Annotated in this window: 21 protein-coding genes, 1 pseudogene and 1 riboswitch; of the genes and pseudogenes, 11 read left to right on the top strand and 11 right to left on the bottom strand. The window is 70.6% G+C overall.

What is annotated here, in order from left to right; all coding sequences use genetic code 11:
• Window positions 1-11: 11 nt before the first annotated feature.
• On the top strand, window positions 12-440 hold the full coding sequence (locus AB0F77_RS15710) for a heme-binding protein (RefSeq protein WP_361947570.1): 429 nt from the start codon (window positions 12-14) through the stop codon (window positions 438-440).
• A gap of 101 nt (window positions 441-541) precedes the next feature.
• On the opposite strand, the gene AB0F77_RS15705 is transcribed toward AB0F77_RS15710, so the two are convergent.
• On the bottom strand, window positions 542-1408 hold the full coding sequence (locus AB0F77_RS15705; protein ID WP_361947568.1) for a GNAT family N-acetyltransferase: 867 nt from the start codon (window positions 1406-1408) through the stop codon (window positions 542-544).
• A gap of 1266 nt (window positions 1409-2674) precedes the next feature.
• On the opposite strand from AB0F77_RS15705, the gene AB0F77_RS15700 reads away from it, so the two are divergent.
• Window positions 2675-3775 (top strand): globin domain-containing protein, encoded by a 1101-nt coding sequence (locus tag AB0F77_RS15700; RefSeq protein ID WP_361947766.1) that lies wholly within the window; start codon window positions 2675-2677, stop codon window positions 3773-3775.
• Between the two features lie 21 nt (window positions 3776-3796).
• Here the strand turns inward: AB0F77_RS15700 and AB0F77_RS15695 are convergent, their stop codons facing one another.
• The 5 genes from AB0F77_RS15695 to AB0F77_RS15675 all read right to left on the bottom strand — a co-directional run bounded on the left by AB0F77_RS15695 (window position 3797) and on the right by AB0F77_RS15675 (window position 7500).
• Entirely contained in the window at window positions 3797-4279 is a 483-nt protein-coding gene (locus tag AB0F77_RS15695) for an NUDIX hydrolase (RefSeq protein WP_361947565.1), read from the bottom strand.
• 87 nt (window positions 4280-4366) lie between these two features.
• Window positions 4367-5272 (bottom strand): LysR family transcriptional regulator, encoded by a 906-nt coding sequence (locus tag AB0F77_RS15690; protein ID WP_361947562.1) that lies wholly within the window; start codon window positions 5270-5272, stop codon window positions 4367-4369.
• A 205-nt stretch (window positions 5273-5477) separates the two neighbouring features.
• Window positions 5478-6626: a cystathionine gamma-lyase gene (locus tag AB0F77_RS15685; RefSeq protein ID WP_361947559.1), complete on the bottom strand. Its 1149-nt coding sequence runs from the start codon at window positions 6624-6626 to the stop codon at window positions 5478-5480.
• The gene (locus AB0F77_RS15680; protein ID WP_361947556.1) at window positions 6623-7114 is read right to left on the bottom strand and encodes a low molecular weight protein-tyrosine-phosphatase; all 492 of its coding nucleotides are present in this window, start codon (window positions 7112-7114) and stop codon (window positions 6623-6625) included. The genes AB0F77_RS15685 and AB0F77_RS15680 overlap by 4 nt, the downstream gene beginning before the upstream one ends.
• A 5-nt stretch (window positions 7115-7119) precedes the next feature.
• Window positions 7120-7500 carry a phage holin family protein gene (locus AB0F77_RS15675; protein WP_361947553.1) on the bottom strand — a complete coding sequence of 127 codons (381 nt, stop codon included), beginning with the start codon at window positions 7498-7500 and terminating at the stop codon, window positions 7120-7122.
• Between the two features lie 60 nt (window positions 7501-7560).
• On the opposite strand from AB0F77_RS15675, the gene AB0F77_RS15670 reads away from it, so the two are divergent.
• The 5 genes and pseudogenes from AB0F77_RS15670 (at window position 7561) to AB0F77_RS15650 (ending at window position 9816) form a co-directional block, all read left to right on the top strand.
• Complete coding sequence (locus AB0F77_RS15670; protein WP_361947550.1) at window positions 7561-7878, top strand: cupin domain-containing protein; 318 nt, start codon at window positions 7561-7563, stop codon at window positions 7876-7878.
• A gap of 131 nt (window positions 7879-8009) precedes the next feature.
• Window positions 8010-8222 (top strand): DUF5326 family protein, encoded by a 213-nt coding sequence (locus tag AB0F77_RS15665; protein ID WP_361947547.1) that lies wholly within the window; start codon window positions 8010-8012, stop codon window positions 8220-8222.
• A 154-nt stretch (window positions 8223-8376) separates the two neighbouring features.
• The gene (locus tag AB0F77_RS15660; protein WP_361947545.1) at window positions 8377-9279 is read left to right on the top strand and encodes a helix-turn-helix domain-containing protein; all 903 of its coding nucleotides are present in this window, start codon (window positions 8377-8379) and stop codon (window positions 9277-9279) included.
• Window positions 9278-9367 (top strand): annotated as a pseudogene (locus AB0F77_RS15655) (hypothetical protein); the annotation flags it as partial. The gene AB0F77_RS15660 and the pseudogene AB0F77_RS15655, both read left to right, overlap by 2 nt.
• 11 nt (window positions 9368-9378) lie before the next feature.
• Window positions 9379-9816 carry an SsgA family sporulation/cell division regulator gene (locus AB0F77_RS15650; protein WP_361947542.1) on the top strand — a complete coding sequence of 146 codons (438 nt, stop codon included), beginning with the start codon at window positions 9379-9381 and terminating at the stop codon, window positions 9814-9816.
• 107 nt (window positions 9817-9923) lie between these two features.
• Here the strand turns inward: AB0F77_RS15650 and AB0F77_RS15645 are convergent, their stop codons facing one another.
• Entirely contained in the window at window positions 9924-11417 is a 1494-nt protein-coding gene (locus AB0F77_RS15645; RefSeq protein ID WP_361947539.1) for a YibE/F family protein, read from the bottom strand.
• Between the two features lie 71 nt (window positions 11418-11488).
• Window positions 11489-11669: riboswitch (TPP riboswitch) on the top strand.
• Between AB0F77_RS15645 and thiC the strand changes: the two genes are divergently transcribed.
• Window positions 11662-13509, top strand: coding sequence for a phosphomethylpyrimidine synthase ThiC (thiC, locus tag AB0F77_RS15640; protein WP_361947536.1), 1848 nt, complete (start codon window positions 11662-11664; stop codon window positions 13507-13509). Its footprint overlaps the riboswitch before it by 8 nt.
• Window positions 13510-13519: 10 nt before the next feature.
• Here thiC and AB0F77_RS15635 read toward each other — a convergent pair whose 3' ends face one another.
• The gene (locus AB0F77_RS15635; protein ID WP_361947533.1) at window positions 13520-14629 is read right to left on the bottom strand and encodes a hypothetical protein; all 1110 of its coding nucleotides are present in this window, start codon (window positions 14627-14629) and stop codon (window positions 13520-13522) included.
• Between the two features lie 304 nt (window positions 14630-14933).
• Between AB0F77_RS15635 and AB0F77_RS15630 the strand changes: the two genes are divergently transcribed.
• The gene (locus AB0F77_RS15630) at window positions 14934-16352 is read left to right on the top strand and encodes a VWA domain-containing protein (RefSeq protein WP_361947530.1); all 1419 of its coding nucleotides are present in this window, start codon (window positions 14934-14936) and stop codon (window positions 16350-16352) included.
• Window positions 16353-16487: 135 nt separating this feature from the next.
• On the opposite strand, the gene AB0F77_RS15625 is transcribed toward AB0F77_RS15630, so the two are convergent.
• From AB0F77_RS15625 to AB0F77_RS15615, 3 genes are all read right to left on the bottom strand, one after another.
• Window positions 16488-17357 carry a hypothetical protein gene (locus tag AB0F77_RS15625; protein ID WP_361947527.1) on the bottom strand — a complete coding sequence of 290 codons (870 nt, stop codon included), beginning with the start codon at window positions 17355-17357 and terminating at the stop codon, window positions 16488-16490.
• Between the two features lie 191 nt (window positions 17358-17548).
• Complete coding sequence (locus AB0F77_RS15620; protein ID WP_361947524.1) at window positions 17549-18622, bottom strand: metallophosphoesterase; 1074 nt, start codon at window positions 18620-18622, stop codon at window positions 17549-17551.
• Window positions 18623-19340: 718 nt separating this feature from the next.
• On the bottom strand, window positions 19341-20453 hold the full coding sequence (locus AB0F77_RS15615) for a LacI family DNA-binding transcriptional regulator (RefSeq protein WP_361947521.1): 1113 nt from the start codon (window positions 20451-20453) through the stop codon (window positions 19341-19343).
• A gap of 438 nt (window positions 20454-20891) precedes the next feature.
• On the opposite strand from AB0F77_RS15615, the gene hisC reads away from it, so the two are divergent.
• Both hisC and AB0F77_RS15605 read left to right on the top strand, forming a co-directional pair.
• Window positions 20892-21971, top strand: coding sequence for a histidinol-phosphate transaminase (gene hisC, locus AB0F77_RS15610; RefSeq protein ID WP_361947518.1), 1080 nt, complete (start codon window positions 20892-20894; stop codon window positions 21969-21971).
• A 798-nt stretch (window positions 21972-22769) separates the two neighbouring features.
• The gene (locus tag AB0F77_RS15605) at window positions 22770-24278 is read left to right on the top strand and encodes a cytochrome ubiquinol oxidase subunit I (protein WP_361947515.1); all 1509 of its coding nucleotides are present in this window, start codon (window positions 22770-22772) and stop codon (window positions 24276-24278) included.
• Window positions 24279-24280: the final 2 nt, after the last annotated feature.

Raw genomic sequence — 24280 nt, 5'->3', positions numbered from 1 at the left:
AGACACACCTCATGAGCACGATCACCGTCGCCCCGCTCACCACCCAGGACGCCGAACTCCTCGTCGACACCGCCCGTCGCGCGGCCGAGGCCGCCGGAGTGACGGTCAGCGTCACCGTCCTGGACGCCGGCGGCCATCTGCTCGCCTTCCGGCGCGACGACCGCGCCGTGCTGATCTCCGGCGAGACCAGCACCCGCAAGGCGTACACCGCGCTCCAGCTGAACGCGCCCACCGCCGACCTCGTCGACGCGGTCCAGCCCGGCGGCCTCTTCCACACCCTGCCCACCGCGCTCGACCGGCCCCTGCTGTTCATCGCCGGCGGTGTCCCGGTCCACCGCGACGGACGGCTGATCGGCGCGATCGGCGTCGGCGGCGGCGCTCCCGAGCAGGACCATGGCTTCGCCCTCACCGCCGTGGAGAAGGTGGAGAAGCTCGCCTGAGCCCACGTCCGCCGCCCGACGGCCACCGAGACCCGAGCGGCCCTATGACAACGCCGGCCCCCACCGAGGAGTGGGGGCTGGCGTCGTCGTCAGGGGACCGCTCAGCCCGCCGCCACGGTCAGCGGTGCGAAACGCCGGGTCCAGTCACCCGGCAGGTCCGTGATGCCGTACGTCATGACGGAGTTGGCGGAGACGCCCGCCATCCCGCGCTCCTTCGCCCACGCCAGCAGGTCCTCGTGCCGCACGTCGATGTCGGTGCGCAGCGGGCGGTCGGTGTGGGCCGCGAGCGAGGTGATCAGTGCCTTGGCCGTCTCCGTGTCACGAGCGATCAGTGGGCCGACGACATGGGTGTCCATGTTGGGCCAGGCCGCCGTGTAGCCGATGATCCGTCCGTTCTCCTCGGCCACGCGCAGCAGGTCGGCGAAGGCGGGCAGCCGCGTGATGATGTGGGTGCGATCGAGGCCGAACACTTCCTCGTCGAGCCGCACGATCGACGTGAGGTCCTCGGCCGTGGCCGCGCGTGTCATCACCCGCGGCTCCGGTCCGCCGGGTGTGAACCGCCCTCGCAGCATCTCCGCCCGGCCGGTGACCTTGAAGCCGAGCTCCTCGTACAGCGGACGGCCGTACGGTGTTGCATACAGGGTCAGCGGCGTGGTCCCCATCGTCGTGAGGACCTGGCGCATCAGCCGGCGCCCGACTCCCTGGCGGGCGTGCCGTTCGGCGACCAGGACCATGCCGACGGCGCCGAGGTGGGGGCGTTCACGCGGGCCGTACTCCGTGACGACACACGCTGCCACCAGCCCGCCCTCGGGGTCGTCGATGCCGTATCCGTTTCCCGCGGCGAGGAGGAAGCCCCATTTGTGTTCCTCCCGTGGCCACCCCCGATCCTGTGACAAGTCCGCGCAGGCGGTGAGATCACGGGGAGTCAGACGGCGAATGGGCAGAGCGGCGAGGAAAGGAGTCGGCACGCAGGTCAGGCTGTCCGACCGATACCCTCCACGTCCACCTGTTTCGGTACAGACGCACGACCTTTTGGCCATGCCCGCGCCGTCCGCGCGACAGGAGAACGGGCGCGGGGTGTTTCACGTGAAACACCGGCGAACGATGGGCGACCTGCGGATTCGTCGTGCGGACGTGGAGCCCCCCGGTTGGTCTCGTGGTCAACGGTGCGGGTTCGCCCGGTGGGCACCGGCGCGGAATCCATGGGCCGCCTGTGAAGTGGTGCGCAACACCCTGTAGTTGAGGGAAATGCTCGTTCGTCCCCGCCGCGAATCGTGGGGGAGAGAGGGGGGACTTGTGTGGAGGGCGACGCCCGGTATGGTCGACTCCGGTTGATGTCCGGGGTGGCACGACTCCGCACTGATCCAGAGCAGGGCAACGCAGCTTAAAGGGACGGAGAGATCGAAGAACCGCAATTCGCGGTATGGGGCTGGAGCATCCGTTCGGGATGCGATGCTGCGGTGGCCTCTTCGGCCGCTTGGCCGGAGCGGAAATGGCCAGCCGTCCGCGGGGGAAAGCAGGCACCTTCCGAATGAGGAAGTGCGCAGACCGACCGAAAGATGTTCGAGGCGAGGCACACCATGGACGCTCCGACCACCACGTCGGCCGACAACGGCACGTCCGGCGGGGGCGGCTGGTTCACCCCGCGCAAGCACCAACCGGACGCGCCGCCGACCGGTGATCGGGAACCGGACGAGATCCGCCGTCCGGCCGTTGTACGACCCGTAGGCCGCCCCGCAACCGAGGGCGCCCCCCGCACGGTCCCCGGAACCCCCCGCGCCACCCCGGCCGCACAGGCCCCGTCCGCACCTCCGGCTTCCCCCGGGGCACAGGGCATGCCCAGCCGTCCGATCGCTCCCGCGGCCCCCGCGGCCCAGGCCGCCCCCGGCACGCCGGCGGCTCCCAGCACTCTGGCAGCCCCCGGTGCTCCGACCGTTCCCGCGGCCTCCACTGTTCCCGCACCTCCCGTCGCTCCCGGCGGACCGGCCACCTCGGGCGGTGCGGGGGGCCCTGGCGGGCAGGGAGCCTTCGGCGGCCCAGGTGCCCCTCCGGCGTCCCGTGCGGGCCATGAGCGAATACCGGCCCCCGGACCCTCCGACCCCGCCCAGGGCGCCGTACGCCCGGCTCCCGCAGGTCCGCCCGCCGCGCGCACGGACCACACCGGCGCCCCCGTCCAGGACCGTGTTCCCCCGCAGCGCCCCGCGCCCGCCACCGAGAACGCCTCTCCCGACGCCATCGCCGTGCGCCGCACCATGGCGGAGATCGGGCCCGTCGCCGACAAGGTGACCTCCTACTTCTACGCCCTGCTCTTCGTCCGCCACCCCGATCTGCGGTCGCTGTTCCCGGCCGCCATGGACACCCAGCGCGACCGGCTGCTCAAGGCCCTGCTCACCGCGGCCGAGCACATCGACAACACACCCGTGCTGGTCGACTACCTCCAGAACCTCGGACGCGGCCACCGCAAGTACGGCACCCGGGCCGAGCACTACCCGGCCGTCGGCGAATGCCTCATCGGCGCGCTGAGCAAGTACGCCGCCGCCGTCTGGGACGAGGAACTGGAAGCGGCCTGGGTGCGGACGTACACGACGATCTCGCAGGTCATGATCGACGCAGCGGCCGTCGACGAACTGCGCGCCCCCGCCTGGTGGCAGGCCGAGGTCGTCGCCCACGACCTGAGGACACCGGACGTGGCCGTGGTCACCGTCCGCCCCAATCAGCCCTACCCCTTCCTCGCCGGCCAGTACGCCAGCGTGGAGACCCCCTGGTGGCCGCGGATCTGGCGGCACTACTCCTTCGCCTCCGCACCCCGCTCGGACGGGCTGCTGACCTTCCATGTGAAGGCCGTGCCCGCGGGCTGGGTCTCCAACGCCCTGGTGCACCGGGCCCGCCCCGGAGACGTCATCCGGCTCGGTCCGCCGGGCGGCTCCATGACGGTCGACCACAGCACGGACAACGGCCTGCTGTGCCTCGGCGGCGGCACCGGCATCGCGCCCATCAAGGCCCTCGTCGAGGACGTCGCCGAACACGGGACACGCCGCCGCGTCGAGGTGTTCTACGGCGCCCGCACCGACCACGACCTGTACGACATCGACACGATGCTCCGGCTCCAGCAGACCCACCACTGGCTGTCGGTCCGGGCGGTGATCGACCAGCAGGCGCACCTCCAGCTCCCCGACGCCGTCCGGGAGTTCGGCCCCTGGAACGAGTACGACGCCTATCTGTCGGGTCCGCCCGGGATGATCCGCAACGGGCTCCACACGCTGCGCGACATCGGCATCCCGGCCCACCGGATACGGCACGACTCCGTCGAGGAACTGGTGGTCATCGGGGACTGAACCGTCGGCCGGGAGCGGTCGTCAGCCGAGGTCCGGGGCGTGCATCGCGCGCACGCCCTCGATGTTGCCGTCCAGATAGTGCCGCAGAGACAGCGGTACGAGATGGACCGAGGCGATGCCCACGCGGGTGAACGGGACACGCACGATCTCGTACTCACCCGCGGGCTCGTCCACTTCGGGACCGTGCCGCAGGGCGGGGTCCATGGACTCCAGCCGGCAGACGAAGAAGTGCTGCACCTTCACACCGGTCGCCCCACCGTCCTCGCCGATGTGCTCGACGGTGTCCACGAAGCAGGGCACGACATCGGTGATCTTGGCGCCGAGTTCCTCGTGCACCTCGCGGTGCAGGGCGTCGACGACGGTGGAGTCCTCGGGCTCGACGCCGCCACCGGGGGTGACCCAGTAGGGATCGACGCCGGGCTTGGTGCGCTTGATCAGGATGAAGTCGTCGCCGTCCAGCAGGACGGCACGGGCGGTGCGCTTGACCACGGGTCGGACGGTCATGGAGGGAATGTGGCCCGGCTGGTTCCACGTGAAACATCGCAAAGTCCCACGGTCCGAGCACCTGGGGTGTGATAGGCCCGAGGGCGCTCAGCTCCACTCCACGGCCGCGTGCAGCAGCCACTCGTGCGCCCGCGCGATGTGCGGCATCGCCAGTGTGCCGGTGCGCACCACCAGGAAGTACGTCCGCAGCGGTGGCACCGCGGGCTCGTGCAGGGCGACCACCTCGCCCGATGCCAGAGCCGGGGCGCACAGATAGCGGGGCAGCACCGCGAGACCCGCGCCAGCGATCGCACAGGCGAGCACCGCTCGTAGATCGGGGACGACCACCGTGCCCGTGGCCGCCGGACGGCAGTCGAAGACCGAGGCCCAGTAGCGGGAGACGAAGGGCATCGACTCATGGACCTCCACGACGGGCAGGTTCTCCAGCGTGGGCGCTCCCTTGCCGCACACCTGCTTGGAGGCGATCTCCTCGGCCCAGCGCGGAGCGGCGACCAGGACGTGCTCCTCGTCGCAGAGCGGAGTCGCGGTGAGCAGGGCGCCACGCGGACGGGCCGTCCCGATGGCCAGATCGTGGTGCCCCGCGGCCAGCCCCTCCAGGGCCTCCTCGGCGTTCCCGAACGAGGCGCGCAGCGCGTAGCCCTGGCCGTCGTCCCCGATCAGCGTGGTGAGGGCGGGGAGGGCGCGTTCGGCGGTGAACTCGGGAGGGCCGGCGAGATGCAGGGTCCGCACCGAGGACTCGTCGTCGAGACCCGTCTCGGCGATCTCCACCAGGGCGTCGAGATGGGGTGCGGCCTTGTGGGCGAGTTCGTCGCCGATGGTCGTGGGCGTCACTCCGCGTGCCTGCCGCAGGAACAACGGGCGGCCCACCTGTCTCTCCAGTGTTCTGATCTGCGAGGTGACGGCGGGTTGCGAGAGGCCGAGCAGGGCGGCGGCGCGGGTGAAGGAGCCGGCGCGGTGCACCGTCACGAACGTACGCAGCAAGGCCAGATCCATGGCGCGTCGTCCCCCTGTCCCCGCCTGTCCCGGCCCAGGCAGAGCCCAACTATAAATAAGTCGATAGGTCGCTGTCGCTACGGTGATTGGACACTGACAGAGAGTCAACTAGCCTTGTTGGCGCGGTTCTTCGCGCGCGGGACCGCGGCGGTCCGAGCCACGAGGGGGGAGGCTCGGACCGTCCGTCGTACGGGAGGTGCGCCGGTCAGTCCGCCGCCGCGTCGAGTGCGCGCAGGACGTCCGCCACCAGGTCGTCGGCGTCCTCGGCGCCGACCGACATCCGGATGAAGCCCTCCGGCACCGCGTCCCCGCCCCAGCGCACCCGCCGCTCGGCCGTGGAGCGCACCCCGCCGAAGCTCGTGGCGTCGTCCACCAGGCGCAGCGCCTCCAGGAAGCGCTCGGCCGCCGCGCGCGTGGGCAGCGTGAAGGAGACCACGCACCCGAAGCGCCGCATCTGCCGCGAGGCGATCGGGTACGAGGGGTCGTCGGGCAGCCCGGGATAGCGCAGTCCGCTCACCTCCGGCCGCTGCCGCAGGGCCTCCGCCAGTGTCAGGGCGGTCGCGTTCTGCCGGTCCACCCGCAGCTGGAGCGTGGCGATGGAGCGGTGCGCGAGCCATGCCTCCATGGGCCCGGCGATCGCCCCGACGATCTTGCGCCAGCGGCGTACGGCGGCCATCGCCTCGGCGTCGCGGCCCGTGACGTACCCGAGCAGCACGTCCCCGTGCCCGGTGAGCTGCTTGGTGCCGCTGGCCACGGAGAAGTCGGCGCCCAGCTCCAGCGGACGCTGCCCGAGCGGCGTCGCGAGGGTGTTGTCGACGGCGACCAGAGCACCCCGCGCGTGGGCGGCCTCGACCAGCCGCCGGATGTCGCACACGTCGAGCCCCGGGTTCGACGGGGTCTCGATCCACAGCAGCCGGGCCCCGTCGAGGACGTCGAGCTGGGCGTCGCCGCCGGTCGGCGCGGTGCGCACCTCGACGCCGTACGCCTCCAGCTGGCCGCGTATCAGGGGCAGCACCTGGTACCCGTCGGAGGGCAGCACGACCGTGTCGCCGGAGCGCAGCTGGGAGAAGAGGACCGCGGAGATCGCGGCGATGCCGGAGGCGAACACCAGCGTCTCGACGCCGGCCGCGTCCGGGGCCTCCAGCTCGCCGATGGCGCGCTCCAGCAGGGTCCAGGTCGGGTTGTCGTCGCGGCCGTAGGCATAGGGCCCCGACACCTCGCCCGGCAGGTGGAAGTGTGCCGCGAACACCGGACCGGGCAGTGTCGGCTCGTTCTTCACCGGCTCCGGCAGCCCGGCGCGCACCGCGCGCGTGCCGTCGCCGGTGATGCCCTCGTCCACGGTGTGATCGCTCATGCGGCCCGTCCTTCCAGGTGGTTCCGTACTGCGGCGAGCAGGCCGTCGCTCGCCGCCTCCACCATCTCAAGACACTCCTCGAAGCCGTCGAGGCCCCCGTAGTAGGGGTCCGGGACGTCGAGGTCGTCCCCGGCGGCGGGGTCGTACGAGCGCAGCAGCCGCACCTTGCTCGCGTCCTCCGCGGTGGGCGCGAGGCGGCGCAGGGCCTTGAGGTGGCCGGTGTCCAGGGCGATCACGAGGTCGAGGCGGGAGAACCAGGACGCCTGGAACCGGCGGGCCGTGTGGTCGCCGTCGTAGCCGTTCGCCTCCAGGACGGAGACGGTGCGCGGGTCGGCGCCGTCGCCCTCGTGCCAGCCGCCGGTGCCGGCGCTGTCGGCCTCGACCCGGTCGCCCAGGTCCGCCTCGGCGATACGGGCCCGGAAGACGGACTCGGCCATCGGGGAGCGGCAGATGTTTCCGGTGCAGACGAAACAGACGCGGTAGGTCATGGCCCTCAGTCCTCGGCGTCGGGCAGGACGACGTTGAGGGCCCAGGAGACGATCGAGATGATCAGACCGCCCAGGACGGCGGTCCAGAACCCGTCCACGTGGAAGCTCAGGTCGAGCTTGTCGCACACCCAGGACGTCAGCAGCAGCATCAGCGCGTTCACCACGAGCGTGATGAGGCCGAGCGTGAGGATGAACAGCGGGAAGGTCAGCACCTTCACGATCGGCTTGACCAGGAAGTTGACAAGGCCGAAGACCAGCGCGACCAGGATCAGGGTGCCGATCTTCTTGCCCGTGCCGTCACCGGTCAGTGTGATCTTGTCGAGCAGCCAGACGGCGACCGCCAGGGCGCACGCGTTGGCGATCGTCTTGACTACGAAATTCTTCATGTGTCTGATCGTGGCAGACCAGATCGGCGACGAGCAGTGGGGCGAGGGCGAACAAGCGCGATGAAGGCATTCCGGCTGGACGAACTGGAGGCGGAGCGAGCCGCCAACCAAGGGGCCTATCTTCAGTTCCTGCGGGAGCGGAACATGTCGGTCGGCCTCTACGCCCTCGCCGCGGGCGAGCTCGACCCGCAGAAGCCGCACAACCAGGACGAGGTGTACTTCGTCGTCAGCGGCCGCGCGGCGATCACCGTCGGCCAGGAGACCACACAGGTGGCGCGCGGCAGCGTGGTGTACGTCCCGGCCGGCGTCCCGCACAGGTTCCATCACATCAGCGAGGACCTGAGGGTCCTGGTGGTCTTCTCTCCCCCTGAGGCGTGAGCCGTTCCTCGGGGTTCCCTAGGGGACCGGTCAGGGGAGGACAAGGGGCGCGAGGCGTCCGCGGGGGCCCCGCGCGGCTCTAGCATCGACAGCAGGACATCGATACGACGAGACCGTAAAGGACGAGGGCGATGCGAGAGATCTTCGCGGGACTGCCGTGGTGGGTGAAGTGGGTCGCGGTGCCGGTCATCGCCCTGGTCGTGTTCGGCGGGCTGATCGCCACCGTGGTCGGCTTCGTGATCGGCCTGCTCTTCAAGGCGCTGGTCTTCGTGGCGCTGGTCGGCGGACTGATCTACATCGTGCGGAAGTTCACGGCCGGCTCCTCGTCGCGCAACGACTGGTGAGCCGCGCGGGAAGCCGGTGACGGTAACAGGAATCACCGGTTCCCCCGCGCGAGGGAAGTTTCCGGGCCGACCGGTCCGCGGGCGGCTCAGGGCGGTTAGAGTCCGGAATCCCCGTCGGGGCGCAGCGGCCCCGCACCCGGCGTACACCCCATCCATGACCCTCCGCACGGGCTGCCCCCTCGCGCTCCGGGAGTGCCCCTTGGCCTCGGTCGACACCGCCCGCGCAGTACCGCTCGCACCCCCCGTTCCCCGCTCCGCGCCGCCCGCCGTGCGCAGACCGCCTTCTACGGCCCTCCCGGATCAGCCGCAGTCCGCGACGCTCATCGGGTCCGTGCAGCGCGCGATGCGGCTGCTGGAATCGGTCGCCGGGCACGAGCACGGGGCCCCGGCCAAACAACTGGCCCGCGAGACCGCCCTCGCCCTCCCCACGGCCTACCACCTGCTGCGCACCCTGGTGCACGAGGGTTATCTGCGCCGCGACAAGGGCCTCTTCTTCCTCGGCGAGGCGGCCGAGCGGCTGAACAGCAGCGGGGCGCGGCAGAAATATCGCAGCACCATCGCCGACACCCTGGCGCAGTGGCGCGATTCCATCGGTGCGGCGATCTACTACGCGGCCTACCGCGACGGCGAGATCGAGGTCCTGAGCGTCGCCGACAGCCAGGCGAGCCCCGCGGTCCAGGAGTGGGCCGACTTCCGTGAGACCGGGCACGCGCACGCGGTGGGGCAGTGCCTGCTGTCCCAGCTGAACGAGGAAGCCCGTGTTGACCACCTCGACCGCTACCCGGTGCGCTCGCTCACTCCGTACACGGTGCGTGACGGCCGCTGTCTGCTGCGGCGGCTGGAACGGATGCGGCGGCTCGAACCGGTGACCGAGCGCCAGGAGTACGCGCTCGGGACGATCTGTGCCGCGGTTCCGATCGCCTTCGGCACCACCGTGGCCACGGTGGCCCTCTCCCTGCCGTCCCACCAGGGCGACAGGTTGACGTCAGCGGCACACCGTTTGCAGGACGAGGTGGGGCGCCGCCTGGGGTCCCTCGCCCTCTCTATCAGCATCTGAAAAATCACTCCTTGTGATCCGGTGTACACGTTCAGCAAGATGCCACCAGTGTCAAAGGGGTCATTCCAGGCCAGTCGGCGTCACATGACGGGGTAGGCGATGCGCGAGTCCGTACAGGCAGAGGTCATGATGAGCTTTCTCGTCTCCGAGGAGCTCTCCTTCCGCATCCCGGTGGAGCTGCGGTACGAGACCTGCGATCCCTATGCCGTGCGCCTGACCTTCCATTTGCCCGGGGACGCCCCGGTGACATGGGCGTTCGGGCGGGAGCTGCTGATCGACGGAGTGGGCCGGCCGTGCGGCGACGGTGATGTGCACATCGCGCCGACCGACCACGAGACGCTGGGCGAGGTGCTGATCCGGCTCCAGGTCGGCGGCGACCAGGCGGTGTTCCGCTCCTCGGCGCCGCCGCTGGTGGCGTTCCTGGACCGCACGGACAAGCTGGTGCCGCTGGGGCAGGAGGGGGCCCTCGCGGACTTCGACGCCCATCTGGAGGAGGCCCTGGACCGCATCCTGGCCGAGGAGCAGAGCGCGGGCTAGCGGGCTGGACGTCGGGGGCGGTGCGGCGGGGCGATCGTGGTTCGCATACGGAGTGACGGCCTACGCAGGAACGCTTCTGCTCGGCCGCCCTGCTTTCTTCGCGGGGGTCACCGCTTCCGGCGTCGGCCCCGCCCCGCGCGTGCCGCGGCCGGCTGGGCCGCTTCCAGGGCCTCCGGGTGCGATCCGGGCCGGTCGGCCGAGACCACCAGGGCCGCGAGGGCCGTGGTGAGCGGCACCGAGGCCACCAGACCGATCGAGCCGACCAGCGTGCGCACGATCTCCTCCGCCACCAGCTCGCTGTTGGCGACCGCCCCCACGCTGCTCTGCGCGATGGAGAAGAGCAGCAGCAGGGGCAGCGCCGCGCCGGCGTAGGCGAGGACCAGGGTGTTGACGACCGAGGCGATGTGGTCACGGCCGATGCGGATACCCGCCCGGTACAGCCCGCGCCAGCCCATCGTCGGATTGGCCTCGTGCAGCTCCCAGACGGCGGAGGTCTGGGTCACCGTCACGTCGTCCAGCACACCCAGTGAACCGATGATGACGCCGGCGAGCAGCAGACCGCTCATGTCGATCGACGGGTACAGGCCGTGGATCAGGCCGGTGCTGTCGTCCGTGTTGCCGGTCAGCGCCGCCCAGTTGATGAACTCCGAGCCCAGAAAGCCGATCAGCAGCAGCGAGACCAGGGTGCCGAGCACCGCCACCGAGGTGCGTGCCGACAGTCCGTGGCACATGTAGAGGGCGATCAGCATGATGGCGCTCGCCCCGACCACCGCCACGACCAGGGGGTTCGAGCCCTGGAGGATCGCGGGCAGGATGAACAGGGTCAGCACCAGGAAGCTGACGGCCAGGGCGATCAGTGCCATCAGACCGCGCAGTCGGCCGACCACCACAACGGCGAGCGCGAAGATGCCGGCGAGCAGCGCCATCGGGAACTTCCGGTTCACGTCGGTGACGGAGTACTGGAGTTCCCTCGGGGCCGAGGGCTCGTACGCGACGACGACCTTCTCGCCCTGGGACAACTGCCGTGACTGGTCCGGCTGCACGATCTCCGTGAACGTACGGCCCTTGTCGTTGCCGGTGTCGACGCGGATCGTGGCCTTCTTGCAGGTGCCGTTCGCCTGCTGCTGGGCGGAGTTGCCCTCGGCGGTGGAGGTGTCGCCGGTCGGGGTGCCCCCCGAGGCGTTCACCGACTTGCAGCTCACGCCGACGACCCGGGTGACCGTGGCCTGCTGGGTCTGGCGGTCGAAGCCGACACCGGTGCGCTCGTGCGGCGGGGCTCCGCCGGGCCAGAGGACGACCAGACCCACCACGACGGCCGCGGTGAACGGGATCAGGACGGCCGCGATGACCTTGCGCAGATGCTTGGAGACGGGCGCGGCGGGGCCATGGCTGTGGGAGTGCCCATGACCGTGTCCGCCGCCGGACCCGTGCCCGTCGTCGGAGCCGGTGTCGCCGCCCTGGCCGTGGCCGCCGTACCCGGGGTGGTGGTCGTGGCCGTCACCGGCGCCGTGGCCGTCGCGGCCGTGTCCGCCGCGCTGTCCGAAGCCGGGCCCGCGCGGCGGCTCGGGCGGCGGGAACGGGGGCTGATGCGTCGTGGTCACCGCCCGATCATCGCAAGGAGGGTGGGGGCCCTCTGTTCACCGCGCCCGAATTGACGCTAGCGTGGAGCCACCTTTGCACACGCGGGAGCTCGGAGCACCGGGCTGAGAGGGCGCTGACCTCCGTATTGGCGATGTTTCACGTGGAACAACGAGTGATGTTTCACACGGGACACCGACTGACGGATATCGCTGCGTCGACCGCCGAACCTGTTACCGGGTAATGCCGGCGTAGGGAGTAGGTCTCATGACCATCAAGGACGCACGCATGCCTGCCTCCACGCAGAACGCGACGGACGGTGCTGTCGACTCCGTCGACGGTTCGTCCGACGGGGAGGCCGGGGAGACGGGGAATTCCGTCGGCTGGCACAAGGGGTACGTCGAGGGTTCGCGCCCCGACCTGCGTGTGCCGGTCCGTCAGGTGCACCTCACCAACGGGAAGTCGGTCACGCTGTACGACACCTCCGGCCCGTACACCGATCCGCTCGTCGACACCGATGTCCGCAGGGGGCTGCCGCCGCTGCGGGAGAACTGGATCATCGCCCGCGGGGACACCGAGGAGTACGCGGGCCGTCCCGTCCGCCCGGAGGACGACGGTCTCAAGCACACGTCGCCGCGGGGCGGGCTGCGCAACCTCGACGCGGTGTTCCCCGGGCGGCCGCGTCAGCCGCGCCGCGGCCACGCGGGCGGCGCGGTCACCCAGCTCGCGTACGCCCGCCGGGGAGAGATCACCCCGGAGATGGAGTACGTGGCCATCCGGGAGAACGTCGCTCCCGAGGTCGTCCGGGAGGAGATCGCGGCGGGCAGGGCCGTACTGCCCGCCAACGTCAACCACCCGGAGATCGAGCCGATGATCATCGGCAAGCGGTTCCTGGTGAAGGTCAACGCCAACATCGGCAACTCGGCGGTGACGTCCTCCATCGAGGAGGAGGTCGAGAAGATGACCTGGGCGACCCGCTGGGGCGCCGACACGGTCATGGACCTGTCCACCGGCCGCAATATCCACACGACCCGCGAGTGGGTGCTGCGCAACTCCCCCGTCCCCATCGGCACGGTGCCGCTCTATCAGGCGCTGGAGAAGGTCGACGGCCGGGCCGAGGAGCTGACCTGGGAGATCTACAAGGACACGGTCATCGAGCAGGCCGAGCAGGGCGTGGACTACATGACGGTCCACGCGGGCGTGCGCCTGGCGTACGTACCGCTGACGGCCAACCGCAAGACCGGCATCGTCTCGCGCGGTGGATCGATCATGGCCGCGTGGTGCCTCGCGCACCACAAGGAGTCGTTCCTGTACGAGAACTTCGAGGAACTGTGCGAGATCCTCGCGGCGTACGACGTCACGTACTCGCTGGGCGACGGTCTGCGGCCGGGGTCGATCGCGGACGCCAACGACGAGGCGCAGTTCGCGGAGTTGCGGACGCTCGGGGAACTCAACCGGATCGCCAGGCGTTTTGACGTACAGACGATGATCGAGGGCCCGGGACACGTCCCGATGCACAAGATCAAGGAGAACATCGACCTTCAGCAGGAGATCTGCGATGAAGCTCCGTTCTATACGCTCGGCCCGCTGACGACGGACGTCGCGCCGGCGTACGACCACATCACCTCCGGCATCGGCGCCGCGATGATCGCCTGGTGGGGCACGGCGATGCTCTGCTACGTCACGCCCAAGGAGCACCTGGGCCTGCCCAACCGTGACGACGTCAAGACGGGCGTCATCACCTACAAGATCGCCGCCCACGCGGCCGACCTCGCCAAGGGGCACCCCGGCGCGCAGGAGTGGGACGACGCGCTGTCCGACGCCCGCTTCGAGTTCCGGTGGGAGGACCAGTTCAACCTCGCCATGGACCCCGACACGGCACGGGAGTTCCACGACGAGACCCTCCCGGCCGAGCCGGCCAAGACGGCCCACTTCTGCTCGATGTGCGGCCCGAAGTTCTGCTCCATGAAGATCAGCCAGGACATCCGCCGTGAGCACGGCGGCAGCCGCGCGGAGATCGAGGAGGGCATGGCCCAGAAGTCGAAGGAGTTCGCGGCGGCGGGCAACCGCGTGTACCTGCCGCTCGCGGAGACGGGCGGTGGCTCGGCCGGCTGACCCGGCCGCCTCAGCGGAGGGGGGCCCGCCAGGCCACCAGTCCCGGCCGGCCCGCCTCCGCGAAGCCCACCGCGAACGGCTTGTCGCCGTCGTCCGTCACCAGGTGGATGCTGCACTCCGTCACGCTGTCGCCCGGCGGGATCATCCGGGCGACCCAGTCGGACGGACAGCCGGGGATCTTCGTGTCGAGGACGAAGGGGGTCTTCCCCCGTATCTGCCGACCGCCCTGGGTGAGCAGGCGGACGCGGTCGGCCTGGTCGGCGTAGAGGTCTTTCGACCCGGTGTTGGTGTAGGTGACCGACACGTAGTACGGGACGCCGCGCCGCTCGTTCTCGTTGAGGTCGAGGTCCAGGCCCGCGAGGTCGGCCGCGCTGCCCCGGCGTACGGAAACCAGCGTGGCGGGCAGTTCGAGGACACCGTCCTCGCGGGCGTCCCACCGGACGCGGACGATGTCGCCAGGCTTCGCCAGTCCGGCGGATGCTGCCTTGAGTCCGCCCTCGACGGGCCAGGTGGCGACCGCGCCGCCCTCGTCGAGGTAGCCGTCGGCGTTGTGCGTCACCGACAGCACGCCGACGCCCTCGGGCAGCGCATAGGTCACACAGGTGTCGTACGAGTCACCGGGCGCCAGCGTCTTCGGCGCGGTGTCCGCGCAGGGAAGGTCGACCCCGCCCGGCCTGCCGCCGCTGACGTAGACCTTCTCCCCGCGCGTCCAGTCGGTGCCGTTCAGGGCGAGGTCGCTGTCCACCCTGTAGGCGGCGGGGATCTCCTTCCGGCCGGTGTTGGTGACCTCGAAGGTGAGGTAGTGGGGGACCATGCCCTTCAGCTCACCGTCCACGCGCGCCCCCCGCATGTCCTCCTCCGAACCCCGGACCAGGCTCTTGACCGTGATCCCGACTTCGTACGACCGATGATCGGTGTCCGTGTGGACGACGTCCCGTCGGCCGGTCCGCACCGGCAGGTCCGTCCAGGAGGCAGGCCTCTTCGCGGCTCGCTCCGCGGCAGGCTTCTCCATGGCTCGCTCCACGGCCCCGCCGGCGCCCTGTTCCCCCGTGCACCCGGCGAGCAGGGGTATCAACGCCGCGCCCATGACGGCCTTCCCGACGTAGCTGGACAGGCGCATGGACTCCCCTTGCCGCACGATGATCCGGATCCGCCGGAGGACTGACGCATCCTAGGACGTCACGGCGGAGGCGCCTCATGCGAAGGAGTTGCGGGCCGTTCTGCTCCGCTGGAGACGCTTGGCTCTGCTACAGACCATGTGACTCCACGCGGCGGACCCGTGGATTCGGCGATGCAACTCCGTGCGGCTCCGCACTTCGCGGGTGGCTGGGCCGATAGCCGCGGGGCTGGACAGCCGCGGGTTGCGTTTCCTTGAGGTCTCCAGAGGGGTCCCTGGTGTTGGCTCGGGTGGGCAGACTGGGGACATGGACGGCAGGGCGTTGAGCAAGGGTGCGAATCTTTCTGTTGGTGCTTCCGTTGTGCGTGTGGAGTTGGTCTGGGCCGACGGGGTCGGGGTGCCTGACGTTGATGCCTCGGCCTTGCTGCTCACCTCGGCCGGACGCGTACGTGACGACGGGGACTTCGTCTTCTGCAACCAGCCGCGGCACCCGTCGAACGCCGTGACGCACCTGGGGAAGCAGCGCGACGCCGGTGTGCTGACCGACACCGTCCAGGTGGATCTGGGCCTGCTGGAGCCCGCCGTGGAACGGGTCGTGCTCAGCGCGTCGGCCGACGGTGGGACGTTCGGCCAGGTGCCCGGACTGACCTTGCGGCTGCTGGACGCCGGCACACGGAGCGAACTCGCGCGCTTCCCCATGGAGGCGAGCACCGAGACCGCCTTCATCGGCGGTGAGCTGTATCTGCGGGCGGGGCAGTGGAAGTTCCGTGCGGTCGGGCAGGGGTACGCCTCCGGGCTCGCCGGGCTGGCGACCGATTTCGGCATCACCGTCGACAGCGGCGACACCGGCTCCACCGGTGACGTCGTCGGCGACGTCCCCGCAGCTCCCTCAACACCTTCAGCTCCGCCCGTGCAGCCTCCCGCGCCTCCCGTCCCCCACCCGGCACCCGCCGTTCCCCACCTCGGCAAGGGTGAGGAGCGGCTGCCCGTGGACATGCGTAAGCGGCTGTCGCTGCGCAAGGAGCAGGTGGCGGTGAGTCTGCGGAAGCACGGGGCGGCCGGGGTCACCGCCCGGGTCGTGCTGGTCCTGGACGCCTCCGGCTCCATGGCCCTCCTCTACTCCAAGGGCGTCGTGGCCGACGTGGTGGAACGTATGGCCGCGGTGGCCGCGCAACTCGACGACGACGGTGAGATGCAGGCCTGGACGTTCGCCTCGAACCCCGCCCGGCTGCCCGATCTGCGGCTGGGGGAGCTTCCCGAATGGCTGCGGCTGCACGTCCGGGTCGGGCAGTTGAGCCTCTTCCGCCGCAGCCGGAAGGCGAGCAGACGGCTGGAGGCCGGGCAGGTCGACATGCGCGCCGTCGGCATCCAGAACGAAGAGCAGAAGGTGATCGCCGAGGTCCGCGCCTACGTCAGGGACAACCCGGCCGCCGCTCCCACCCTCGTGCTGTTCTTCTCCGACGGCGGCGTCTACCGCGACGCCGCGATCGAGCGGGAACTCCGGGAAGCGGTCGAGGAACCGATCTTCTGGCAGTTCGTGGGCATGGGACGCGCCAACTACGGAGTTCTGGAGCGCTTCGACACGCTGCCGGGCCGGCGCGTCGACAACGTCGGGTTCTTCGCCGTCGACGACATCAGCGCCGTCCCCGACCAAGACCTGTACGACAGGCTCCTGTCCGAGTTCCCGAGCTGGGTGGCTGCCGCCGGACGGGCGGGCATCGTCTGATCGGCGGCGACGGTCATCGGGGTCCGGCTGGGCTGCGAGCTGGCTGCCAAGCCATTCGGAACATGGCTGGAAACCGCCCCCGTCCCCGGGCCGGGTGACCGGCCTGCGCCCCCGGTGGTGGGGGCGCAAGCCGGGTCAGTCCGGCTGGTGTTCCGGGCCTCCGAAGTCCGGGCTCGTGTAGTCCGGGCTGCTGAAGCTCGGGCGGGAGCCCGCGCCCTCGTCGGGGCTGCTGAAGCCCGGGCGGCCGTAGCCGAGGCGGGGCATGCGGCCGGCCGGTCCCGAGGGGGCCGTGGGGTGCACCACCGGTGCTCCGGGGCCGGCCAGGCCGGTCAGGGCGTCCCGCAGGAACGGCACGATGCCGCGCTCCAGCAGCGCCTCCTGCCATGCCTCCCTGGCGCGGACCACTTCCGCGTTGGCCTCGTCGTACGCCCCGGCCTCCAGCGAGGGGCTGTTGCGCAGGGCGGTGAGCAGCAGTCCGACGGCGGCGACGAGGATCGCCGCGGCGGTGACGGCGCCGAACACCCAGCCCGTCGTGATCATGGTCTGGGCGAACGCGGGCGCGGGGTCGATCATCTTCAGGATGTAGCCGACGAGCAGGAAGATCGCGGCGGCTGTTCCGGCGAGGACGGGCGCCAGGACCGCGACGATGGCGACGGCGCCCGCGCCGGCGGTCTCGGCGGCCTCGCCGAGGGTGGTGGCGAGCCCCATCGCGCCCGAACCCGGCTCCCCCGAGCGGGATTCGCGGGCGGACGACGGGGTGGACGACGCCGGGTGGCGCAGTTCCTCGCGGACCTTCACGTAGTGCTGGTACTCGGTCGCCGCGGCCGCCGTGATCAGCACGGTGGCGTTGAGCGCCATGGTGCGCAGCTGTTCGGTGTTGAGCCGCTGGCCGACACCGGCCAGTTCGGGTCGGTGTGGTGCGGAGCGCAGCGCCTCATCGAGGATCCGCTCGTATTCCAAGCGGTCCTCGCTCAGCAGGTGCTGCGGAACGCTGTTCATGTGCATCCCCCGATGCTCCGTAGGGCTTGGGGCTCGCACGCCGGCGAGCCGTCGGGCAGAAACGGAGGGGAGCCTGCTACGGATAAGCCGATGGTAGAGCCGTGACGGCGCGCGGTGACAGGGGATTGCCGGAAATTGCGTGCCGGCCTGCACGTGCCTGCGCGTGTTCCGTCCGGAGGCGTCTGCCCGGGGAACGCTCAGTCAGCCAGGGGAAGTTTCCGGACCAGTAGCTTTCCGGCCATGGTCACTCCGCCGTCCATCGCGATGGCGAGCCCGTCGGCGTAGACGTGCGGTCCTGCGACGTTGGGGCCGGTGCCGTCCTCGCCGTCCTCGGAGCCGACCTCGCCCAGCAGATAGGGAATCGGGCTGTGGCCGTGAACGATGCGGGTGCCGCCGTACGTATCGAGCAGCGACCGCACGGCGTCCGCGCCGCCCTCGTCGCGGAAGGAGAACCTCTTGGTGAACTTGCGGAAGAGGTCCCAGCACTCGTCCGCGTCGTTGCGGGTGAGCGTCTCGCGGACGGTGTCGTTGACGGCCTCGATCGAGTCGCCGTAGTCGAGGTAGGCGGTGGTGTCGGAGTGGACGAGCAGATAGCCGTCGGCCTGCTCGACGGCGTCCAGGCGGGCCATCCACTGGAGGTGGTGGTCCTGGAGGCGGTCCATGTCGGTCTTCTGGCCGCCGTTGAGGAGCCAGGCCGCCTGGAAGGTGGCGGTGCCCGCGCCGGAGTTGACGGGGGTGTCGCCGAACCGCTTGGCGCCGAGGAGCAGCAGCTCGTGGTTGCCCATGAGGGCCTTGCAGTAGCCGCCGGCCGCTGCCGCCTCGGCGGACAGCCGCATCACCAGGTCGATGACGCCGATGCCGTCCGGGCCGCGGTCGGTGAAGTCGCCGAGGAACCACAGGCGGGCGGTGCCGGCGCACCACTGGCCCGCGTCGTCGATGAGGCCCTGTTCGCGCAGGGCGGCGAGCAGCTCGTCGAGATAGCCGTGGACGTCGCCCACGACGTACAGCGGGCCCTGGCCGCTGTCGGACGGCGGGGCCGGCGCGGGGGCGGGGTCGACGGGCATCTGGAGCGTGTCGCCGCGGTTGATGACCGGCAGGTCGCGCTGGGTGGGGGTGTACCCGTCGGGGTACGCCTCGTCGACGGGCGGGGCGGTGTCGCCGGGGTGGATGTGGGCGTACGGCCCTGACTCGTGGACGTACGCGGGCACCCGGAAGTCGCGCAACGTCGCCGTCCGCTCCACCTCGGGTCCCTGACCGGCCCCCTGAGTCATCCGACCCCTCCACCATCGCGCCGCATCTGCACCGCTTGAGGCTGCTTGGTCGCAGCGGCCCGCGGTGCCGTGGGCCCATCATAGGAATGCGGATCGCGCCGTGTGATGACCCAGGGGTGGTGAATCGGGGCGGGACTCCAGTTCAGCGCGGCTTTCGCCCCTGTTTGGGCGGCGGAAGGACCACCCGGTGACAGGGTGACGCTCCGCTGACGGTGACGGAACTCCCTGCCGCGCGGTGACTCCGCCGGCGCCTCGCGGGTACGTCGTACGGGTGCGCCGGCGCCGCACGGGTCCGGCGGCGGCCCTTCGCCCCCCGGCCGACCGTGGCGTGGCGAGGCGCGGCGTCGAACGGCATCGCGTGTCGGCCGACGGCTCCGGTGGCCGGTCGGCCGCGGGCCCTCACGTACGGCGGGCCGTGGGAGAAGGTCTGCTGTACGGGAGGCCCGGACGGGGGACGGAACACGCCGGGCGGGAGGGCCCGCGGCGCGGCCGAGCGGGGCCGGTGCCGCCCGGCCGGTGGTTCGCCGGGTCCCGGGCGCTGGGCGCCCGTGTCGCTGTCCGGAGACGTCGGAGGAGTGCGGGCGGGCCCGCTCACGTTCGACGCCCGCCCAGCGCCCCGCCGAGCACTCTGCCCTGGCCGCATCGACGACCCGCCCCCCTGAGCGCCCCGCCCCCGGCCGCTTCAGCCACGCCATGCCCCCCCGCCAGAGGCTGCGGCCTACTTCTCTTCCGGGGCCCTCGGCGGACTGACCGTGGTGCGCGGTGGGCGGCGTTGGGAGGACGTGCGGATGATGAGTTCCGTCGGTATCACCTGTTCGACCGGGTGGTCCGACTCCACGCCCTCGATCGCGTCGATGAGCAGCTGGACCACCGCCGTGCCGATGCGCCGGGGCTTGAGCGAGAGCGTCGTGACGGGCGGCTCGGTGTTCGCGTACACCGTGGACTCGCTGCAGCACACCAGCAGCAGGTCGTCCGGCACGCGCAGCCCGTAGCGCCGCGCCGCGGCCAGCAGGTCCGTCCCGTTGGGGTCGAACAGGCCGTACACGGCGTCGGGACGGTCGGGCCGGGCCAGCAGCCGGTCGGCCGCGACGGCGCCCGCGCAGGGGTCGTGCGCCGGGTACGCCTCGTACACCGGGTCCTGTCCCACCCGCTCGCACCAGTGCAGGTACGCGGTGGTCGACAGGTGCGTGTACGTGTCCGTCGTCGTCCCGGTGAGCAGCCCGATGCGGCGGGCCCCCGCGTCCGCGAGGTGGTCCAGGATGCCGAGCACGGCCGCCTCGTGGTCGTTGTCGACCCACGCCGTGACCGGGAGCGAGCCGGCCGGGCGGCCGTCGGAGACGACGGGTAAACCCTGCCGGACCAGTTCGCTGACGACCGGGTCCTGGTCGGAGGGGTCGATGACGACCGTGCCGTCCAGGGCGACGTTCGACCACACGTCGTGGCGCGAGGTCGCGGGCAGGATCACGAGGGCGTAGCCGCGGGCGAGCGCGGCGGAGGTGGCGGCCCGTGCCATCTCGGCGAAGTACGCGAACTCCGTGAAGGTGAAAGGTTCATCCCCGTACGTGGTCACGGTCAGGCCGATGAGTCCCGATTTGCCGGTACGGAGGGTGCGGGCGGCGGCCGAGGGGCGGTACCCGAGTCGGTCGGCGACCTCACGGACATGACGGCGGGTGGCGTCCGGGAGCCTGCCCTTGCCGTTCAGGGCATCGGAGACGGTCGTGATGGAGACTCCGGCGGCGGCGGCCACGTCTCTGATGCCCGCCCGACCCGGTCGGCTGCCTCGACGTGAGGTTTCCGCGCGGCTCACCTGGTGCTTTCCTGCTGCTGTCATGGCGAGCCGATAGTAGGGCTCATGCGGTGGGGTAGTGCGGACGCATATGCACGCGTTGACAGGCACGTTTCTGCATGGTCATTAGAGGTCAACTACCTTAGAAAAAAAGTCAGTTGTACGATCCAATGGCAAGACGTGACGTGTCGGCGCACATGGGCCTGCCAAGCACCCGATGTTTCGAAGAGGTCTCAACTCACCTTCACGGGTGATGCGCGCCACGGCGCGAGCCACCGGCGCGTAGATATATGTGAAGCGCGCCCCCCACTTCGTGCGCCTTCGTCAGGTGATGCCCGTGATGCCGGTGGGGTTCGTGTGGTTTTCCCCTCATCGCTTCCCGCTCCCGCGCACCTGTACGCAGCCGTGCCGAATCCTCATAGGGTGAGCAGTATTGGAAGCCGGCGGTGCGGACGGTCCGCCGGTGGTCGCGAGGAGGATGCGGTGAGCGAGACGAGCCCGAAGCTGCGCGCCGAGCTGGAGGGTATCCCCACCTACAAGCCGGGCAGGCCCGCCGCGGTCGGCGGCCCCGTGGCCTACAAGCTGTCCTCGAACGAGAACCCGTATCCGCCGCTGCCGGGTGTCATGGAGTCCGTGACGGGCGCCGCGGCCGACTTCAACCGCTACCCGGACATGGCGTGCACCGGGCTGATGAACGAACTGTCGGACCGCTTCGGCGTTCCGGTCTCCGACCTGGCCACCGGCACCGGCTCGGTCGGTGTCGCGCAGCAGCTGCTTCAGGCCACCAGTGGTCCCGGCGACGAGGTGATCTACGCCTGGCGGTCCTTCGAGGCGTACCCGATCATCACGCAGATCAGCGGCGCGCGGTCGGTGCAGGTGCCGCTCACGGCGGGTGAGGTGCACGATCTGGACGCGATGGCGGACGCCATCACCGACCGCACCCGGCTGATCTTCGTCTGCAACCCCAACAACCCGACGGGCACGGTCGTGCGGCGGGCCGAGTTGGAGCGCTTCCTCGACCGGGTGCCGGGCGATGTGCTGGTGGTGCTGGACGAGGCGTACCGCGAGTTCATCCGTGACCCCGAGGTGCCGGACGGTGTGGAGATCTACCGTGAGCGGCCCAACGTCTGTGTGCTTCGCACGTTTTCGAAGGCGTACGGTCTCGCGGGGCTGCGCGTCGGGTTCGCCATCGCGCACGAGCCGGTGGCGGCGGCGCTGCGGAAGACCGCCGTGCCGTTCGGCGTGAGCCAGATCGCCCAGGACGCGGCGGTGGCCTCGCTGCGGGCCGAGGACGAACTGCTCGGCCGTGTCGGCTCGTTGGTGTGCGAGCGCAATCGGGTGGTCGACACGCTGCGGGGGCAGGGCTGGACCGTCGCGGAGACGCAGGCCAACTTCGTCTGGCTGCGGCTGGGGGAGCGCACGACCGAGTTCGCGGAGATCTGCGAGCGGCAGGGCGTCGTGGTGCGGCCGTTCGCCGGCGAGGGCGTGCGGGTGACGATCGGCGAGACCGAGGCGAACGACATCTTCCTGAAGGTGACGGAGGCGTTCCACAAGGAACCGTGAGCGGAGTCCCTCCGGGGGCTGCGGCACGTCGGGGGCCGTGCCGGACGTCCCGTGGCGGAGCCCTCCGGACGCCCCGGGACCTGAGAGGACGCGGGGAGCGCCGGGAGCCAGGGGTGAGGGCCACACACGGCGGGCCCGGGAGTCGAGGGGCCGGGACGCGGCGGGGCCCGGGGGCCGGGGAACCGGGAGGGCGCGAATTCCGGTGCCGCCTTCGGCGCGACACGGATCGGCCCCCCCCGAGGTGTCACGGACTCGGACCCGCGACGCATCACAGCTCCGCACCCACGACGCAGGGAGGATCCGGACCCGCGACGCAGGGAGGATCCGGACCCGCGAGGCGGCACCCCCGCCCGCGGGTCCTTCGCGTTTCCGAGCCCGGGCGCGGCGGTGGCGCCTTCGGCTTCGGAGGCGGCGCGGGCTCGTGGTGTTCCCGAAGCGCGGACGCGGGCGGCGAATGCCCCGGCTCTCCGAGGCCGTAGCCGCGGCACCGTCTGGTCTGACGGGCGCCGACGCGGGCCCCGCGTTCCTGAGGCGAACAGCGCGTAGATCTACCGCGGGCGGCCCGTCGGCGGAGGCGTCGTGCGGCGGTCCCGCGGGGCCCGAAGACCCGGTCCCGAGGCGGTTGGGGCCTGCTGGTCCGTATTAGGGACCCCCCGCCCCTCCACCCTCGAACGAGCATGCGGCATACTTGCTTGTGAATGTGAACGCGTTCACAAGCGTGTCCCGGTTGCTCCAGATCTGTGGGGGACATAAGGGGCAAGCCGCCGCTTGACCACGGCGACGTAAGGAGATGACGACGTGGAAATCGCGCTGGCGCCGGAGACACTGGCGCGCTGGCAATTCGGCATCACCACCGTCTACCACTTCTTCTTCGTGCCCCTGACGATCTCCCTCGCCGGCCTCACGGCCGGCCTGCAGACCGCCTGGGTGCGCACGGGGAAGGAGAAGTACCTCGGAGCGACCAAGTTCTGGGGGAAGCTGTTCCTGATCAACATCGCGATGGGTGTCGTCACCGGCATCGTGCAGGAGTTCCAGTTCGGCATGAACTGGTCGGACTACTCCCGCTTCGTCGGTGACATCTTCGGCGCCCCCCTCGCCTTCGAGGCGCTGATCGCCTTCTTCTTCGAGTCCACCTTCATCGGGCTGTGGATCTTCGGCTGGGACAAGCTGCCGAAGCGGATCCACCTGGCCTGCATATGGATGGTCTCGATCGGCACGATCCTGTCGGCCTACTTCATCCTCGCGGCCAACTCCTGGATGCAGCACCCGGTCGGCTACAAGATCAACGAGACGAAGGGGCGGGCCGAGCTCACCGACTTCTGGCTGGTCCTGACGCAGAACACCACCCTCGCCCAGGTCTTCCACACCCTCAGCGCGGCCTTCCTGACCGGCGGCGCCTTCATGCTCGGCATCTCCGCCTTCCACCTGGTCCGCAGGAGGCACATCCGGGAGATGAAGACCACCCTGCGGCTCGGCCTGATCACCGTGGTCGTCGCCGGACTGCTCACCGCGGTCAGCGGCGACACCCTCGGCAAGGTCATGTTCAAGCAGCAGCCGATGAAGATGGCCGCCGCCGAGGCCCTGTGGGACGGCCAGGACTCCGCACCGTTCTCGATCTTCGCCTACGGCGACGTCAGCAAGGGCCACAACTCGGTCGAGCTGTCCGTCCCCGGTGTGCTGTCCTTCCTCGCCGACGACAACTTCAACTCGCACGTCCCCGGCATCAACGACACCAACAAGGCGGAGCAGGAGAAGTACGGCCCCGGTGACTACCGGCCCATCATCCCCGTGACCTTCTGGGCCTTCCGCTGGATGATCGGCTTCGGCATGGCGTCCTTCGCCCTCGGTATCGCCGGACTCTGGCTGACCCGCAAGAGGTTCATGCTGCCGCAGCACCTGAGGGTCGGTGAGGACGAGGTGCCGCACCTGGTCCTGTTCAAGGGCAAGCCCCTCGGCCCGACGTTCACCACCTGGGCCTGGCGCATCGCGATCTGGACCCTGGCCTTCCCGCTGATCGCCAACTCCTGGGGCTGGATCTTCACCGAGATGGGCCGCCAGCCGTGGGCCGTCTACGGCGTCCTCCAGACCCGGCAGGCGGTCTCCCCCGGGGTCTCCCAGGGCGAGGTCCTCACCTCGATGCTCGTCTTCACCGCGCTGTACGCGATCCTCGCCGTCGTCGAGGTCAAGCTGCTGGTGAAGTACATCAAGGCCGGCACGCCCGAACTGACCGAGGCCGACCTCAACCCGCCCACGAAGATCGGCGGCGAAGCCCGTGACGCCGACAAGCCGATGGCCTTCTCCTACTAGGC

The sequence above is a fragment of the Streptomyces sp. NPDC026672 genome (assembly GCF_040638185.1).
Classification (GTDB): domain Bacteria; phylum Actinomycetota; class Actinomycetes; order Streptomycetales; family Streptomycetaceae; genus Streptomyces.
This window is presented reverse-complemented; position numbering and strand designations above follow the sequence as displayed.

What these genes read in the sequence shown, in the direction of transcription:
- AB0F77_RS15710 (WP_361947570.1), top strand. Translation starts at nt 12, where the DNA reads ATGAGCACGATCACCGTCGCCCCGCTCACCACCCAGGACGCCGAACTC.
- AB0F77_RS15695 (WP_361947565.1), bottom strand. Translation starts at nt 4,279, where the DNA reads ATGACCGTCCGACCCGTGGTCAAGCGCACCGCCCGTGCCGTCCTGCTG.
- AB0F77_RS15690 (WP_361947562.1), bottom strand. Translation starts at nt 5,272, where the DNA reads ATGGATCTGGCCTTGCTGCGTACGTTCGTGACGGTGCACCGCGCCGGC.
- AB0F77_RS15685 (WP_361947559.1), bottom strand. Translation starts at nt 6,626, where the DNA reads ATGAGCGATCACACCGTGGACGAGGGCATCACCGGCGACGGCACGCGC.
- AB0F77_RS15680 (WP_361947556.1), bottom strand. Translation starts at nt 7,114, where the DNA reads ATGACCTACCGCGTCTGTTTCGTCTGCACCGGAAACATCTGCCGCTCC.
- AB0F77_RS15675 (WP_361947553.1), bottom strand. Translation starts at nt 7,500, where the DNA reads ATGAAGAATTTCGTAGTCAAGACGATCGCCAACGCGTGCGCCCTGGCG.
- AB0F77_RS15670 (WP_361947550.1), top strand. Translation starts at nt 7,561, where the DNA reads ATGAAGGCATTCCGGCTGGACGAACTGGAGGCGGAGCGAGCCGCCAAC.
- AB0F77_RS15665 (WP_361947547.1), top strand. Translation starts at nt 8,010, where the DNA reads ATGCGAGAGATCTTCGCGGGACTGCCGTGGTGGGTGAAGTGGGTCGCG.
- AB0F77_RS15660 (WP_361947545.1), top strand. Translation starts at nt 8,377, where the DNA reads ATGACCCTCCGCACGGGCTGCCCCCTCGCGCTCCGGGAGTGCCCCTTG.
- AB0F77_RS15650 (WP_361947542.1), top strand. Translation starts at nt 9,379, where the DNA reads ATGCGCGAGTCCGTACAGGCAGAGGTCATGATGAGCTTTCTCGTCTCC.
- thiC (WP_361947536.1), top strand. Translation starts at nt 11,662, where the DNA reads ATGACCATCAAGGACGCACGCATGCCTGCCTCCACGCAGAACGCGACG.
- AB0F77_RS15635 (WP_361947533.1), bottom strand. Translation starts at nt 14,629, where the DNA reads ATGCGCCTGTCCAGCTACGTCGGGAAGGCCGTCATGGGCGCGGCGTTG.
- AB0F77_RS15630 (WP_361947530.1), top strand. Translation starts at nt 14,934, where the DNA reads ATGGACGGCAGGGCGTTGAGCAAGGGTGCGAATCTTTCTGTTGGTGCT.
- AB0F77_RS15625 (WP_361947527.1), bottom strand. Translation starts at nt 17,357, where the DNA reads ATGCACATGAACAGCGTTCCGCAGCACCTGCTGAGCGAGGACCGCTTG.
- AB0F77_RS15620 (WP_361947524.1), bottom strand. Translation starts at nt 18,622, where the DNA reads ATGACTCAGGGGGCCGGTCAGGGACCCGAGGTGGAGCGGACGGCGACG.
- AB0F77_RS15615 (WP_361947521.1), bottom strand. Translation starts at nt 20,453, where the DNA reads ATGACAGCAGCAGGAAAGCACCAGGTGAGCCGCGCGGAAACCTCACGT.